Source organism: Flavobacterium aerium, assembly GCF_030766725.1.
Taxonomy (GTDB): Bacteria; Bacteroidota; Bacteroidia; order Flavobacteriales; family Flavobacteriaceae; genus Flavobacterium; species Flavobacterium aerium.
Genome location: NZ_JARQWR010000008.1, coordinates 25,444 through 40,850, shown reverse-complemented (window position 1 = coordinate 40,850; position 15,407 = coordinate 25,444). Strand labels below are relative to the sequence as shown.

At 30.2% G+C, this 15,407-nt stretch carries 15 protein-coding genes; 4 read left to right on the top strand and 11 right to left on the bottom strand.

Annotated features, from left to right (window positions below; all coding sequences use genetic code 11):
- Positions 1–97: 97 nt before the first annotated feature.
- The 3 genes from P6733_RS11925 to P6733_RS11915 all read right to left on the bottom strand — a co-directional run bounded on the left by P6733_RS11925 (position 98) and on the right by P6733_RS11915 (position 4,558).
- Positions 98–2,473: an outer membrane beta-barrel family protein gene (locus tag P6733_RS11925; protein ID WP_306353126.1), complete on the bottom strand. Its 2,376-nt coding sequence runs from the start codon at positions 2,471–2,473 to the stop codon at positions 98–100.
- 234 nt (positions 2,474–2,707) lie between these two features.
- A complete protein-coding gene (locus P6733_RS11920) occupies positions 2,708–3,751 on the bottom strand; it encodes an NAD(P)-dependent alcohol dehydrogenase (RefSeq protein ID WP_306353125.1) in 1,044 nt (347 codons plus the stop codon).
- Positions 3,752–3,949: 198 nt separating this feature from the next.
- The gene (locus tag P6733_RS11915) at positions 3,950–4,558 is read right to left on the bottom strand and encodes a TetR/AcrR family transcriptional regulator (protein WP_306353124.1); all 609 of its coding nucleotides are present in this window, start codon (positions 4,556–4,558) and stop codon (positions 3,950–3,952) included.
- Positions 4,559–4,650: 92 nt separating this feature from the next.
- Between P6733_RS11915 and P6733_RS11910 the strand changes: the two genes are divergently transcribed.
- From P6733_RS11910 to P6733_RS11900, 3 genes are all read left to right on the top strand, one after another.
- Entirely contained in the window at positions 4,651–4,842 is a 192-nt protein-coding gene (locus tag P6733_RS11910; protein WP_306353123.1) for a hypothetical protein, read from the top strand.
- Complete coding sequence (locus P6733_RS11905; RefSeq protein WP_306353122.1) at positions 4,842–5,243, top strand: hypothetical protein; 402 nt, start codon at positions 4,842–4,844, stop codon at positions 5,241–5,243. The genes P6733_RS11910 and P6733_RS11905 overlap by 1 nt, the downstream gene beginning before the upstream one ends.
- Before the next feature lie 156 nt (positions 5,244–5,399).
- The gene (locus P6733_RS11900) at positions 5,400–5,774 is read left to right on the top strand and encodes a YdeI/OmpD-associated family protein (protein WP_306353121.1); all 375 of its coding nucleotides are present in this window, start codon (positions 5,400–5,402) and stop codon (positions 5,772–5,774) included.
- A 13-nt stretch (positions 5,775–5,787) separates the two neighbouring features.
- Here P6733_RS11900 and P6733_RS11895 read toward each other — a convergent pair whose 3' ends face one another.
- The 8 genes from P6733_RS11895 to P6733_RS11860 all read right to left on the bottom strand — a co-directional run bounded on the left by P6733_RS11895 (position 5,788) and on the right by P6733_RS11860 (position 13,872).
- Positions 5,788–6,348: a DUF6642 family protein gene (locus P6733_RS11895; protein WP_306353120.1), complete on the bottom strand. Its 561-nt coding sequence runs from the start codon at positions 6,346–6,348 to the stop codon at positions 5,788–5,790.
- A gap of 197 nt (positions 6,349–6,545) precedes the next feature.
- A complete protein-coding gene (locus tag P6733_RS11890) occupies positions 6,546–7,232 on the bottom strand; it encodes a DUF3667 domain-containing protein (protein ID WP_306353119.1) in 687 nt (228 codons plus the stop codon).
- A gap of 123 nt (positions 7,233–7,355) precedes the next feature.
- A complete protein-coding gene (locus P6733_RS11885) occupies positions 7,356–7,604 on the bottom strand; it encodes a hypothetical protein (RefSeq protein ID WP_306353118.1) in 249 nt (82 codons plus the stop codon).
- A gap of 106 nt (positions 7,605–7,710) precedes the next feature.
- Positions 7,711–8,802 (bottom strand): hypothetical protein, encoded by a 1,092-nt coding sequence (locus tag P6733_RS11880; protein WP_306353117.1) that lies wholly within the window; start codon positions 8,800–8,802, stop codon positions 7,711–7,713.
- 106 nt (positions 8,803–8,908) lie between these two features.
- Positions 8,909–9,316: an outer membrane beta-barrel protein gene (locus tag P6733_RS11875; RefSeq protein WP_306353280.1), complete on the bottom strand. Its 408-nt coding sequence runs from the start codon at positions 9,314–9,316 to the stop codon at positions 8,909–8,911.
- Positions 9,317–9,488: 172 nt separating this feature from the next.
- On the bottom strand, positions 9,489–10,547 hold the full coding sequence (locus P6733_RS11870; RefSeq protein ID WP_306353116.1) for a serine hydrolase domain-containing protein: 1,059 nt from the start codon (positions 10,545–10,547) through the stop codon (positions 9,489–9,491).
- Between the two features lie 573 nt (positions 10,548–11,120).
- Positions 11,121–12,578 (bottom strand): serine hydrolase domain-containing protein, encoded by a 1,458-nt coding sequence (locus P6733_RS11865; protein ID WP_306353115.1) that lies wholly within the window; start codon positions 12,576–12,578, stop codon positions 11,121–11,123.
- Between the two features lie 154 nt (positions 12,579–12,732).
- Positions 12,733–13,872: a helix-turn-helix domain-containing protein gene (locus P6733_RS11860; protein WP_306353114.1), complete on the bottom strand. Its 1,140-nt coding sequence runs from the start codon at positions 13,870–13,872 to the stop codon at positions 12,733–12,735.
- A 306-nt stretch (positions 13,873–14,178) separates the two neighbouring features.
- On the opposite strand from P6733_RS11860, the gene P6733_RS11855 reads away from it, so the two are divergent.
- The gene (locus P6733_RS11855; protein ID WP_306353113.1) at positions 14,179–15,363 is read left to right on the top strand and encodes a hypothetical protein; all 1,185 of its coding nucleotides are present in this window, start codon (positions 14,179–14,181) and stop codon (positions 15,361–15,363) included.
- The last annotated feature ends 44 nt before the right edge of the window (positions 15,364–15,407 follow it).

The window sequence follows — 15,407 nt, the reverse complement described above, 5'->3', positions numbered from 1 at the left end:
GTTACTGAAAGTATTTAGTCCTAAATAAAAAAGCTTCACTAAATAGTGAAGCTTTAAAGACTCTGAAGCGTCCAATAACTAGACTTCTCAAATAAAATTAATTGGCTCTGTTCTTCTCATCAAATTTTACATTCTTATTCGCTCCTTTTACTTTCGTATTTCCAAAACTATAATTTACGCTCAGTGTAAATGTTCGGGAATCATAATAGTTATTAAAGGTTGTTATAGCATTATCATAGGTTGAAGTCCCTCGTCCTTTATCCGATTTGAATACGTCTCTAAAAACTGCACTAACATTTAGTTTCTTATCTAAAAATGACATTTTTAATCCAGGACTAAAACTATATGACCCTTTAATTTGGGTATTACCTCTAGCATATGGTAAACCTTGCCAAAAATTCAATAGTAAGAAGGTTGTCTTTTTCTCATTTATGGTAATGGTATTATTTAGCGTATAATAAAACGAAAACGAATGTTGTCCTACAATTCTGTCGCTTAGCCCTTTGGTTTCATTATAATAAATACTTGTACTCCACCCTGCTTCCCAAATGGAGAAGAAAGTATCATTGTAGTATATATTTGTTCCAATATTATACTCATCAAAATAGTTGAGATAGTTTATAATCTTTATTCCATCTTCAAAAGTCACTACTTGTCCATAATTATTACTACTCGCTTGGTAATACAGTGTGAATGATAATTTTCCTTTATAAGAATATCCTAGTTCAAAATTATCATCATAGGCTGGCCTTAATAGTGGATTACCTGTAGCATAAGAGTATTGGTTGATGTACCATCGATATGGATTTATTGCTCTAAAGAAGGGACGGCTAATACGTCTGGAATAATTGACCGAAAAGATATGATCTGGATTAACTTTATATGATATATACATTGAAGGGAACCATTTTCCATACTCATTTTTTGTCCTTACATCCGTTAATGGTATTTTCCCTTCAATGATAGAATGTTCATATCGTAATCCTCCTTTTACTGACCAGTGTTCATTTATATCGGAGCTTAAACTAATATATCCTGCAATATTTTGTTCATTATAATTGAATAGATTACTCTTACTGGGGTCCAGTATATAGTTCTCGTTTAGAAAATCAAAATACTGAATATCAGAACTGTTTTTGAAGATTGTATATTTTGATCCCGCTTCTACTTTTGCCCATTTATAGGGTAGTTCAAGATCGGCTTGTCCTGACAAAATATTATAATCAATCTTACTATAATTATAAATTACATTTGGTAGTGTTGTATTGGTATTGAGTGTATTGAAGTTGATATTACTTTCTGAAATATTTGAAAAATAATTTCCACTAAAACTTAGTTTTTTCCCCAAAGTATCAAGGCTAATATCATAGTATACATTTAACGTATGGGAAGGAGTGGTATATCTATGTTTTGCTGTAGTGGTTAATAATGAATCTTGTGTTTGTAATGTTTTATAAATGGAGGAATTATTAATATTCATATTGCTATGAGTTCTACCATGGTCATAAACAAATCCAATTTTTGATCGTTCAGTCAGTTTATAATCTAAACTGAAATTTACTCCTACTCCATCATTCATATCTAATCTACGATCAACACTAAATACAGAATTATCTCCTTGAAAACTAGTTCTTTCGATTGCCTTTTTCTCTGTATCGTATTGTCGTAATCGCAAAGAGGTACTTAGTTTAGACGATTGGTAATTCAATACTGCCGTATTGGAAAAACCATCTCGTGATTTACGGATATAGGTCGTTGATGCATTCCCACTCCATCCAATATTTTGATTTTTCTTCAATACTATATTAATAATTCCACTATTTCCTTGTGCATCATACTTTGCCGGCGGTGTAGTGATTACCTCAATTTTCGCAATATTATCGGACCTCAACGACTGTAAGTAGTTCATCAATTCATTTCCTGAAAGATTAATCATCTTATCGTTTATCATAACAGAAACGCCACTTTTTCCAACAATAGAAACGCCATTGGTTTCATCGACTTTCAATAGTGGTGTGTTTTTTAATGCTTCTGTTGCATCCATCCCTTGCGAGGCAATACTATTCTCTACATTGAAAACCACACGGTCTATCTTACGTTCTATCAGTTGTTTTTTACCAGTTACCACAACTTCATTTAATTCTTCGGCTTTATTTTCAATGGTTAATATTCCCAAGTCTAAATTTTGTAACAATGAGATATTTTGAGAATGAAATAATTTTCCAAATTGGAATATTTTTAATTTATAATCGCCTTGTATTGCATTCAGTGAAAATTTCCCTGAAAGATCTGTTTGTGTACTTCGAACTATTGTACTATCTGCTTTTTTATATAGTATAACTTCCCCATATTCTAAGGGTTGTTTTATTTTCTCTTGTACTATTCCGGATAAAGTTAATTGCTGTGCCTTGGTTTTAAATGTGCCAAAAAGGTTTAAACAAAAGCAGAAAAAAAGTATCACTATAATTCTCATAAGTAAATGGATTGTATTATGGTTTATAGACTTTACAAAAAATGAATTGTTACAGTTTTTAACTTTTAACTTCTGTGAATCATAACTTTATTTTGCTTTTTTCACTGAAAAAGTCAACAAAATTAATACTTGGCATTTTTTTTAACTTAGTGATTTATTTATCTAAAACACAAAATCCAGATAAGAGTAATTCTCATCTGGATTTTGTATTTATTTTTAGTAAATTTCTATCTGCTATAAGGTAGCCATATCAATTACAAAACGATAACGGACATCTCCTTTTACCATACGGTCATAAGCATTATCAATATCTTTCATATCAATTAATTCTATATCTGATGTAATGTTGTGTTTTGCACAGTAATCTAGCATTTCCTGAGTCTCAGCAATACCGCCAATACCAGAACCGGCCAAACTTTTTCTTCCCGCTAATAAACTAAAAGCGGCAATTTCTGCTGGTTTTGGAGGAACACCTACGCAAATATGTACACCATTTGTTCTTAATAATGATAGGTACATATTAAAATCATGTTCGGCAGATACGGTATCTAATATAAAATCAAATGAGCCTTGTGCTGCTTTAATTTGTTCTTTATCACTTGTAACTACAAAATGATGGGCTCCTAGTTTTTTGGCGTCGGCTTCTTTCTTTGGAGAAGTACTCAATACTGTTACATCGGCTCCAAATGCAACTCCAAATTTCACAGCCATATGGCCAAGACCTCCTAAGCCTAATACGGCAAGTTTATGTCCTTTTCCTACTTTCCAGTGTCTCAGTGGAGAATATGTTGTAATTCCTGCACATAGTAATGGGGCTACTGCCGCCAAGTTTAATTTGTCTGATATATGCAATACAAATTCTTCACGGACAACAATTGTATTAGAATATCCACCATACGTTGGTGTTTTGCCATCGCGTTCCAAACTATTATAGGTTTGTGTACTTCCTTCTAGGCAGTATTGCTCTAAATCTTGTTTACAATTTTCACATACTTGACAAGAGTCAACCATACAGCCTGTTCCTGCTAAATCGCCTACTTTAAAATTTTTCACATGGTCTCCTACTTTAATAACACGACCTACAATTTCGTGTCCAGGAACCATTGGGAAAATTCCCGGAAACCAATCATTTTTAATTTGATGTAAATCGGAATGACAAACACCACAAAATAATATATCAAACTGAACATCGTGAGGGCCTACCTCTCTGCGTTCAAAATTCCATGGTGCTAAATCTGTTTCGGCATTTTGTGCCGCATATCCTTTTGTTGCGATCATAATAACGAGATTAAAGTTAGATTTGAGTTGTTAGTGTCAATTTATAGCTTTGATACTATTCATTGACTAAGCTAAGTTAGTGTGTCTATTTTTAAAAACAAATTATATAAATGGGAATTATGATAATTTAATTGTAATCAAAAACAAAATTAACACACTGATAAACAGCAACTAATCAACTTAGGGCAAATATTAAATTTAGAGGATAAGATTCTCTTTTGCAACTGAAGTAAGATAAGGATAGAACATATTGAAAAACACATTACTATAGTGTTCTACTGCATCGTTTCCTTTTAATTTTAATGTAAGTTCATTGTTTGACAACCAGAAATCCCCCACAATAAAAATCTGAGTAACTAAATTTTCCATAATACTTTCTGGAAGGTCGTCTCGAAAAATTCCTTTCGCAATCAGTTGGTTGAATACCGAAACAAATTCATTTTTTCTGCGTTGTGTCAAGGCATAATAATCATTTCTCACGGATGGAATACGCATCCCGATTTCTACAAAATGCAAAAAAATAAAACGGTATTCATAGACTAATTCAAAAGAGCTTTTTGATTGTTCTCGGAATACATCAAAACTAATCTCTTCATTGGATTCCAAAGTAGAGATTATCGCATCAAATTTAACTGCCAAATGATTGTACAGCATTTGAATGATATCGTCTGTATGTTTAAAATGATAATGAAGATTCCCAGGGCTTATACCCATTTTTGCAGCAATATGCCTGCTTGAAACAGTATTCACTCCTAGCTCATTATACAATTCCAGTGCTGTTTTAAGAATTATCGCTTTTGTATCCATGCAACAAATTTAAAACTATTAAAATGAAAATAAAAGCTCATTTAGAACTATTGTTCTAAAAAATTAGTACATTTGTTCTAAATTAATATGGTATGGGAAATAAATCAACACATCAGGAACAGGAAGCGGCTTCATTTGACGAATTACGAAATATGTTTTTACCGATAAAGGACAATGATTGGTGGATTGTTAAACTAATCAAAAACAGTATTTTTTACATGGCTGCCTTAATGATGTTCATCAGTACATTACTCCTTTTTGCAGCCGTATTAATTGCGGCCTAATGAAACGTTTATTTGACATTTTCTTTACGGGTTATTGTCTACTTTGGTTGGTGGTACATCTTTTACGGCATATAAAACAACCTCTACCTTTCTTTAATTCTTATCTAACGGATTGCATAGCAGTTCCAGTTATTGCCCACATTGCCATAATTTTCACTCGTAAATTCGTTGTTAAAAATCAACATTATACCTATCCGCTTTCCTATCTTCTATTCATTGCTACTTATACTTCTATTCTCTTTGAGTGGATAATGCCTCAATTTTCCTCCAAATATACCGCAGATGGATTAGATGTTTTATGCTATTTTGGCGGTGCTTTATTCTATTATTTTATCCATAACAAAAGAGATTCTGAGAATAGTAGATCATTTATTTCTGAGGTAAAACAAAACGCAAATTAATTCATTTAATAAACTACAAATCAACATTGTATATTATTTACATTAAAAATAGTTTTACATTAGTATTACAAAAATCTGCTCTTATTTTAACGGAGTATAGAATGGATAATTTAACCTAGAATCGTAAACGTCATATTTTAATTTAAATAAGTTGCTATGGAAACAAAAGATGGGAAATTAGCAATCTATGCTATAACCAGAAAGGAATGGAGAAATTGGTTACAGGAAAATTGTCAGACGGAAAAATCGGTTTGGTTAATCTTATACCATAAAAAGAGTACAGTCGAGAGTGTTAATCTCAATGATGCTACAGAGGAAGCTTTATGTTTTGGGTGGATTGATAGTTTGTGTAAAAAACGAGATGCAGAAAGCTTTTATCTAACTTTTACGCCAAGGAATCCTAAAAAGAGTAAATGGAGTAAACCGAACATCGATCGAGCAGAACGAATGATAGAACAAGGCTTAATGACTCAACATGGACAACTCGCCATTGATATCGCAAAGCAATTGGGTAAATGGGAAGTTTTATAAAAACATTCCGTTCTTAGTAATATAATCTAAAATCGAGTAGCTTACAGATAGCATAATATTTCTCATGCAATTGCTCCACAATTTCGATTACATCTTCTTCGTCTTGAAACAAGCTAAAGAAGGCTTTATCAAGATTGATACTTGTTACCATACTTGAGGCTTCACCATAACCCGAAATCGCACGTGCACCAGTAATATCCAAGAAGTATTGGGCTTCTTCTTCGTTCAGATCTACTACTTTTGCATTAGCAAAATGCAGAATCTTGCCTTTCATTCTTCCTTCAAAAATTTCGGCAATCTCTTCTAAGCTATAATAGTATCCATTAAAACATATATTATTTGCTTCTCCTTGCATTATCAAATAGATAATCTCATAATTTTTAAAATTATAGTCATCATAAAGCAATGCTGTTAGACTTTCTTCTAATCCTTCAATTGTATCACAGGTTTTATAGATACTGCCAATACCGTGCTCTAACGCGAGTTCTTCTAACTTTTTGAGTACCGGTGTAACATTGTCTATTTCAACATCGGGAACGGCTTCGAGACAGAAAATAAATTTTTCATTATCCATAAAATTTCATTTTATTGTAGTGATTGGATAACTAACAAAAGTATGTTTTTAGTTTGATATAGACTTTCTTAAAACAAAACATTTGGTGTATTAAAAAACGAACCCTCTTTAAAAAATTTAAAGAGGGTTCGTTTTTAGAGTTTAAAATGAATAATACCCTGACAATCTTTTAATCATCATTCGTCGGTATTATTTTTTTATTTATGTTGTAAAGCCTTAAAAGTTTCTGGTCCACTAAATATAACAAATAAAATTGCCATAGCCATTATTAACATTACGTAAACCGCTATTCCCATCAATATAATCAACAAAACTCTCAAAATTATTGACTGCAAACTTTTTTCTTTATAAAACCCTTTGTAAAACCAAACCATAATTAAAGGAATGACCGTCAGTGACAAACTTGTAACCAAAACAAAAGCATTGAGATTGTGTCTCAAAAGATATAAAATTGGATGTATGATAATAATGGAAATAATTGTATAACAGGACTGAATGTAAGCATTCATGATTACATGTTCGTAATAATTTTGTCCCCATGTTCTAAATGCCAATTTTGTTAGAATTGAAATAAATGGGATTAATAGTAACATGATTAATGAATTATAGCTTGACAAAAATGACATTACCTTCCCCGAAAGAGCAGATGGTAAATTTTGCTGTGCATAATACTCCGTTAATATTTCATTAAATCCACTGAGTTTAAAGGATATGAAAGCCGAAATACCACCTAACACAAAAGCTAACAAAATAGGCTTATAGTGATTTACTCTGTTACCTTCGATAAAATCTCTTGCTGTTTTTCCAGGATTCTTAAGAATATTTTTTACAGAATAGAAAAAGCCTTTGTTTGTATGAACGATCAAGTATTGAAATTCATCCATTAAGTATTTTCGATCTATTCTTTTGTATTTTTTTTGCCCACAATTGCTGCAAAAATTTTCAGTTATAAGGGTATCACAATTTAGGCAATTACTTTCCATTTCAATTATTTTCAGGGTATCGACTTATTTTGAATTACGTAATTTTATTTCAGTATTAATTTGACTCAATTGAATTATACTGGGCAAAAAACTAAATAGAAAAACTGGGGCTAATGCAATCAATGTGAAATTTTGTTTTTTAACAATTAAATAAATGAATACACTAATCAAAATAAGCATTACAATGCTCATTCCAATTAGAATTCCTTTTAATGTTTTCTTTTGGTTATTCAGTTCTTCAATGGTTAATTCTGATAACTTATTTTTCTTCATAAAAATATAAAATTTCTTAAGCCTTATTTATTATATTGATTATATCGCTAACAAATATATATTTTTTTCACTCGTTTTATTCTTAAATATTAAAATTAAGAAGTAATTATTTCTTTTTTATTGTAAAAAATGACTCCTTGCCTTCCACTATATATTCCTGTTTTTTATTAAGTGAATCTTTAAAGATTAATATCGATTTGAATTTTAATTTACTTGGTTCCGTTATGGTATTTCCTTTAATGGTATTGTATTCTAAGTACTGATAAGTATTAAATTTCATGGGAAGGCTATCTACCCATTTGATGTTATTCTCAAGATTTTTAATCTCCACAAGATCTGCAGGAACACCAAAGTTCTGAAAATCAAGGCTAATAACCCAAGAACGATCCTCTTTGTCTCCTATAAACTGCTCTGAGTATTGAAAACTTTTTCTTCTTACTATATCCCAAAAATCCCAATCTATTCTTCCTTCTATTATAGGGCTGTCAAAATATTGAATATCATCGATTATGTATTTGTCATTACCACCCAAAAAATTAAATCCACAAGATTTCTTTTCTATAAAATCATCGTATTCATTACAAATCGCTTTTTGTAATTCCCCTTTGGTAAAAGTTAATGTGTCTGATCTTAATTTATATAAATAATATTTCTCGTTTGAATAGCGTGGGATTTTTGCCTCTATTATTTGGACATTATATTTATTGTCTTTTATTTCTATAACTTTTAAAAAAATAGCCTTTTCCCGATCGGGTCTATTCGAATTGATTATTCTTATATAGGAATTGATGGATAATCCTGATAGTTCTTTTTGGATATGATTCACTGATATTTCATATACTTCTTTGTTGTTTGCATACGTGTTTCTTCTCATCATATATTCCGCAACATATATAAATACTCCAAATCCTATGAGCCCTGTTACTATGGATATGGGGATGAAATATGAATACCAAGGGGTTCTAACTTTTTGTTTTGTTTTGAGTATGGCAATAATTGACTCTGGTAAATCATATAGTTTGCCTTGTCTTCTGGAGACATATATTTTTCCTAAACTAAAGAGGGGTAACCAAAATAAATGGAAAACTTTTTGACGGATTTCAAATGTCGAATTACCCCAATCTTCTTTATTAATTTTTAAATCTTCTGCTGTATAAGATTTTATTTTAAAGCTATACCATCCAAAAACTAGACTCATCTATTACTAATTTGTTTTTATTGTAAAAATCTAAAATATTTCACAATTTACTAATCATAACAGCAATAAATTTATCTTTTAATCAAAATAAAATCAACAGATATCACTAATTAACTCTATTGTTCTCGGATTGGCTGGTTGTCTTATTTTTATAAGTCGATTTTTTCAAGCTTCCAAAGTTATAAGTAGCTGTTAATTTGAAGTAATTACTGGAATATGTCCTATGATAATATATATTCGTTTGTCCGACATTGTAATCTCCAGAATTAAAATATTGATTAAAAATATCGTTTGCTGTAAAATTGATTTTTAATGCACTTTTGAAGAAATCTTTTTCAATACCAACGGTTACTATTGCACGACTTTCACGATGATATAGTCCTGAATACAAATCACCCAAATACCAAGTCAATAATTGTAGGTTAAACAGCTTATTTACATAAAATGTATTATTAGAATATAGATATACTTGAGGTTTTGGCTTAAAAAACACAAAGTCATATTTATTATCAATTTCTTTAGTGTAACTAAGTGTTCCTGTATTCGTAGAGAATCACCATTTTGCATTAAACGTTTTAGTGAGTGTCATAAAATAGCTATGTGTTTCATATAAATTAAATGCTTTTAAAACATAACTATTCGGTGCTTGACCTCTTAAGGCTCCTGCCGAATTTGGATTTGATTATTTATTTCAAGATCGTATCACAAATTTCATTCAATAAGTTTTGTCTTATTTTTGAGTTTCTTTGATTTAGAAATAAAATAACCCCCCAATTTTTAGTCCTGTTATAAAATATAATTGAAGACTGTCCCATTGAATCTCCTGATTTTAAATAAATTGTATTTTTATCATCCGTCATTATGTTTACACCTAATCCCATTTCTCTATTTTCATTTTTATAAAAGATTTCTTCGGTTAGTATTGCAGCTTTACCCACCGTAGTTTCATTATTTAATACTGCTTTTAAAAACAGAAGCATATCAGAAGCATTTGATTTTATCAATCCAGCAGGTGCCGTAATATTCCACTCGAAAAATTCCTGAACACCACCATTTGGGTTATAACCCGTAGTTCTATTTTTTACATCAAAGTCTTTCGTTAAGGTATTGTTCATCTTTAAAGGCTTTATTATTTTTTCTCTGATGATTTCATCATAACTCTTTCCGTATACACTTTCTAATATCTGTCCCAGTAATGTATAACCAATTGTAGAATAACGGTATTTTCCATAATCAATTAATTCATTACAATTGTTTACAATATCAGCTAATGTCTTTTGAGTTACACTTTTTATGGGCTGTTGTGGATTTAATTCTAATAGTTTACCAAAATCAATATCGGGTAAACCTGATTGATGAGAAGCAAGGTCAGATATTTTTATTTTGTTCGTAAGGTTTTTATGCAATACATACGCTTTAGGAAGGTAGGCATCAATGTAATCATCCAATTTTAATTTTTTCTCAATAGCAGCTTGTGCAATTAAATTGGAAGTCAAAATCTTAGTAATAGATGCAATTTCAAATATCGATTTTCTATTAACATCAATTTGACTCTCTTTACTGAGTTTACCATAAGCCGTATAATACTCTTGATTTCCTTGAATGAGACCAACACTTATACTTATATCTGGGTTATTCTGATAATTCTTTTTTATTAATGAATCAATCTTTTTAAAGGAATCTTGTCCAAAAGAAAAGTTGCTTATTAATAATAGTGCTACTAAAAATTTTAATGGAGTTTTCATTGTATCGTGTTTTAGATTAAAAATTATTTCGATACAAATATGTGGCAGGAATTAATCTTATGCGACCGAATAAAAGCAATCGAACGCATTTGTTTGTAAAAATAAGTACGAATCATTAAAAACACTAGTACGAGTAATCACAAAATACTATTAATCAACAATTTAAAACAAGAATCTAACCTGTTTTTCGTATCTATTTTTATAGTGGTATTAAAAAAATATTTTGAATTAAAACCTACATCATACAGAATCTCTAAAATAGTTCTCTTGCATTTTGTAGTATCTTTTAAATCTATAGCATTTCAAATCTTTCCATAATAGCATACTGAGGAAAGGCGAGAAATCCCAATTCTAAAACCGTAAATATCGGTCACAGAATTGATACTTGATAACACGATTCTAAAGACGTATTCTCAAAAAAACTTTAAAGTCTTACCAACGAAAAATGTGACTGTCTATATGAGGATTTTATATCCTATAGACAGTCACATTCTTTTAAACCTGTATTTACAGTTGTCAACTTATTTTATTGACTCTATCCCCACCATATTGCTAAATAATGATTGGTAATAGTTATTTTTCTTCATTAATGAGTTGGATTTCAGTATTCATATTATCTCTTATCAAGATTACAGAATTTACTTTTCCATCACTGAAATTAAATTTTAATAAATTAGGATAATCTACAATTTTAAATAATCCATTTTTTAGATAGCGTAACTCATTTTCATTTTTCCCTTTAAAATGTTCCAATAATGGAGATTCGACATAAAGACGATTATTCTTTTCTATTATTTTGGTTTTCACTTCCTGTCCATATAAGAAATCGTCATAAGTCCCGATTAATTTTTCTTTTAGACTTAATGGTATTTCCTGAATATCTTCGTTAGCTCTTTTTTCATTCCAGTCCATCAGTGTCAAAATCTTTATTCGGGTATTATTCATTACAGGAAAACGATTTGGTTTCTCACCATTAGCAAGATATACAACGCCATTTCCGTCTGTCATAGTAGCAAGAATATTACCTCCAACCCCTGTATTAGACCCATTACATGAAAACCAATCATAGTTGTTATAACCAAAAGATTTTTGCCAACCGTAACTCCAGCCTCCAACAGCATTTTTTAAAGCTGTTACTGCTGTTACTTTCTCTGCAATACTATGAGAAATCACTTTATTATTTTTGTTGCGCAAAGCATTTTGAATCTCAATAGAAAGTATCGCTAAATCTGTTGGTGTCGACCACATTCCTGATGCTCCAACTTGTGGTGTGATTGGCAAACCTGTTCTAATAACTTTTCCATTTTCATCGTGAACAAGAGTAACATTTGTTAAAAATCCTTTTTCATTAGGCTGAATCATTGTTGTATTTTTCATGCCCAAAGGTTTAAAAATATACGCTGCTGCAAGTTCTGCGATAGGTTTCTTAAAAGTATCTTCTAATGCCATTTGAACAATTACATAACCGCCACCGCTATATTCCCAACTAGTTCCTGGCGTAAACAAGAAATCAATTTCTTTATCATATCTCGGTATCTGTCCTAAAAGACTTTGTTTTATTGTCGGGATTGTATCTCCTTCATAATAGTCTGCAAATCCACTTTGAGTGGTACCAGCCGTATGATTAAGAAATTGTCTCCAAGTTGGGCTGTTATTCTCCGTAAACTTACTTTTTGGCAAATGCCAGCGTTTTAAATACTTGTCTATTGGATCATCTAAATTAATCAATCCTTTCTCTTCAAGCATATAACAAAGAAGGGCCGTAATTGGCTTTGAAATTGATGCTGTAGAAAAAGCAGTGTTTTTATTTATCTTTTCTTTTGAATCTGCTGATTTCACACCAAATTGATTAGAATACACAATCTTGTAATTTTCAAAAACAACAAGACTAAATCCTGGCAGTTTATGTTTTTCTAATTGTTTTTCAATATTTAAACTGTCGGTAAGAAAACCATATTTAGTTACCTCTTGCCCAAAAGAAAAATTAGTAATTAATAATAGTGTTGCTAAGAATTTTAAGGAAGTTTTCATTGTATCGCGTTTTAAGGTTAAAAACTTATTTCGATACAAATCTGAGAAAGAAATGAACGTTATGCGACCGAATGAAAGTAGTCGGACGCATTTGTTATGAAGAATTAGACCGAGTGGTTAAAGTAACTTGTACGAGTAACTACAAAATACTGTTTTACAAGCCTCTACGATAAGCAGTCGGCGTATTTCCAGTATGTTTTTTAAAGGCTGTATTAAATGAAGATTTTGAATTAAAACCTACATCGTATAGAATTTCTAAAATAGTTACTTTACTTTTTGTACTATCTTTCAAAATATCCATAGCATTCTCTATTCGATAGGCATTAATAAAATCATAAAAATGTTGTTCTAATTTATGATTAATCAAAAGAGATAAGTCTCGAACAGGAATTCCAATAGCTGCAGAAATATCTTGAATTGTTATAGAAGGATTAAGAAAGGGTTTTTCTTCAATCATATACTCCTTTAATTTCGACAACTCTTCATTGTACTCCTTTTCATTTGGAACTAATTGCTCATTATTTTTTTCTTCAGAAATGATATTCTTGACCAATTTTAGTTTTGAATCGATATTTCTAAAGAGGGTTGGATTATTTAATGCTTTAAACAAGTACCAACAAATAATCAGTAGCTGAAATAGTATGAGTCCAATTTTTATCCATTCAGAAATATAAGGGTAATCTGAAAATTTAAAAATGTTTTTTAAGAGGGCTAACAGATATAAAATAGTCAGTACTGTAGTAAACTGAAACAACCAATTCAGGGATTCAATACTCGCTCCTGAATAATTCTCTAGATATAGTTTTTTTGCTTTTCTTAATATCATAAAAACAGCAATAATATATATAACAATCTGAACATGAAACAAAATATGAGTAAACTGCAGTTCTATCATATCTTGACGATTTTGAATAAAACTAATTTTGGAAGCGAGATCTACTGTATAAAAACGAGGCAATAGAATTATATTCCCAATTAAAAATGGAAGGAGGTGTATTATATATTTTGGTTTAAGCTTAAAATCCGAATAGCAAACGGATAATACATAGAGATAAAAAACAGGAATTTGCAAAAAAGCAAATGTGTTTCTTAGCATTCCCAGATTGGAAGGATTATTAACGACTAGGTTTAATAAAGGATCAATGGAATCTATTGCTGTTAGGGTTAGAAAAACAGCAAAAAGAAAATTACTGGTCTTGTACTTTGCTTTAACTGTAACCAGAAAAAATACAAGTAATAATAAAATGAACAAAGAGATTATAGTTACAATAATTAATAAATCAATCTTTCCCATTCATTATTTTTTTATACAGTGTTTATTTCCAGTAGGTTTGTTTATTCTTGGTTACTAATCCTATTCCATGGTTTATTGCCTTAGCAGGATTACGCCAGATTCGAAGTAAATATAGTAAAAAATTCAACTTTTGATTTTGTATTTTAATTTTAGATCCGTTAACAATTATCACTACTTGAAGCTCAATATTTTATGACTTATCTGATTACAAAACAAGATCCATTTAAAAAAACAATAAATTTTAATTATACTTTCAATAACTCCCAAAATTGTTTAATTTCATATCGTACTTTTCAAAACAAATTTATGGACAAGAAACTGAAGCAATTCCTAACCAAATCTATAATTACATTAGCAGTAATACACTTAGCCTATTTCATTTATGGTTATTTGAAGTTTGAGGGACTAAAGAAAATAAATATTTATACTGAATATTATAGATTCAAGTTTTATGATGATGTATCAATTTCTCACTTCTTTGTAAGCGGTTTATTTTTACTTTTATTTCTGTTTTTTTTACTTCGAAATCATTCCAAGCAAAAGTATAATCTAGTAAACGTTTTAAAAATCGGTACCGTTTTATTACTGATTTCATTTCTCACTTTTACTTTTTTCATAAGCTATAGCTTCGGGTTAAATACCAAATTAAAAAAAGAATTATCTGAAAAAAATTATAATGAAGACAAGCTTTTACTCAATGTTTTGAATCCCTTTTTATATAAATATACTTCTTACAGTTCTGAGAAATTATTTAATATAGAAAACATTTTATATCCAAAACCTTATCCAGTAATAGCACTAAAAGATACGATCTATCAAGATCCTCAAAATAAAGAATATTCTGCGATAAAATCTAATTATTATAGCATTGATACATTAAAGGTGCTAACGGTTAATTACGAAAAATTAAATAGCAAGAAAGACGCTATTTTTGATGCTTTAGGATTTGACAAAACAGCATTAACCGAAAGAATTATTTCTAAAAAAACAATAAAAGACAGTACGGAAATTATATATAGGGGCCGAGAAGTAAGCCCGCAATATGATCAGGATATTTGTATATTTCTTGAGAACCAGCATGTATTTATACCCATTCATAAAGTTCCTTTGGCGAAGCAAAAATATCAGAATGCTGTAACACGATATAAATTACTTTACAAATACAAACAGGACTCTTTACTTCATTCTTTCGATAAGCTGGTTATTTTACTTAAAAAATACGATATTGAAACGCAGATTGTAGCAAAGAATTTGACTAAAGATGCTTTTCATTACAGAGACAACAATCAAGAACCTCTAAATGCAATTCGAAATACCTTTGATAGAGATGCGCTAACAAACAAATTACAAACACTTGATAAATTGTTTTACAAACCGAATTATCTGCATCCATCAATTCAGGTTATTTTCATTACAGTTGTAATTAGTATCTGGCTCATTTTGTTTTTATTATATATCATTTGGAATTCTAAAAATAAAAAGCAAATATGATGTCTTGAAGGCTGTCTGGAAAGATTTTCAACAGCTATATACCT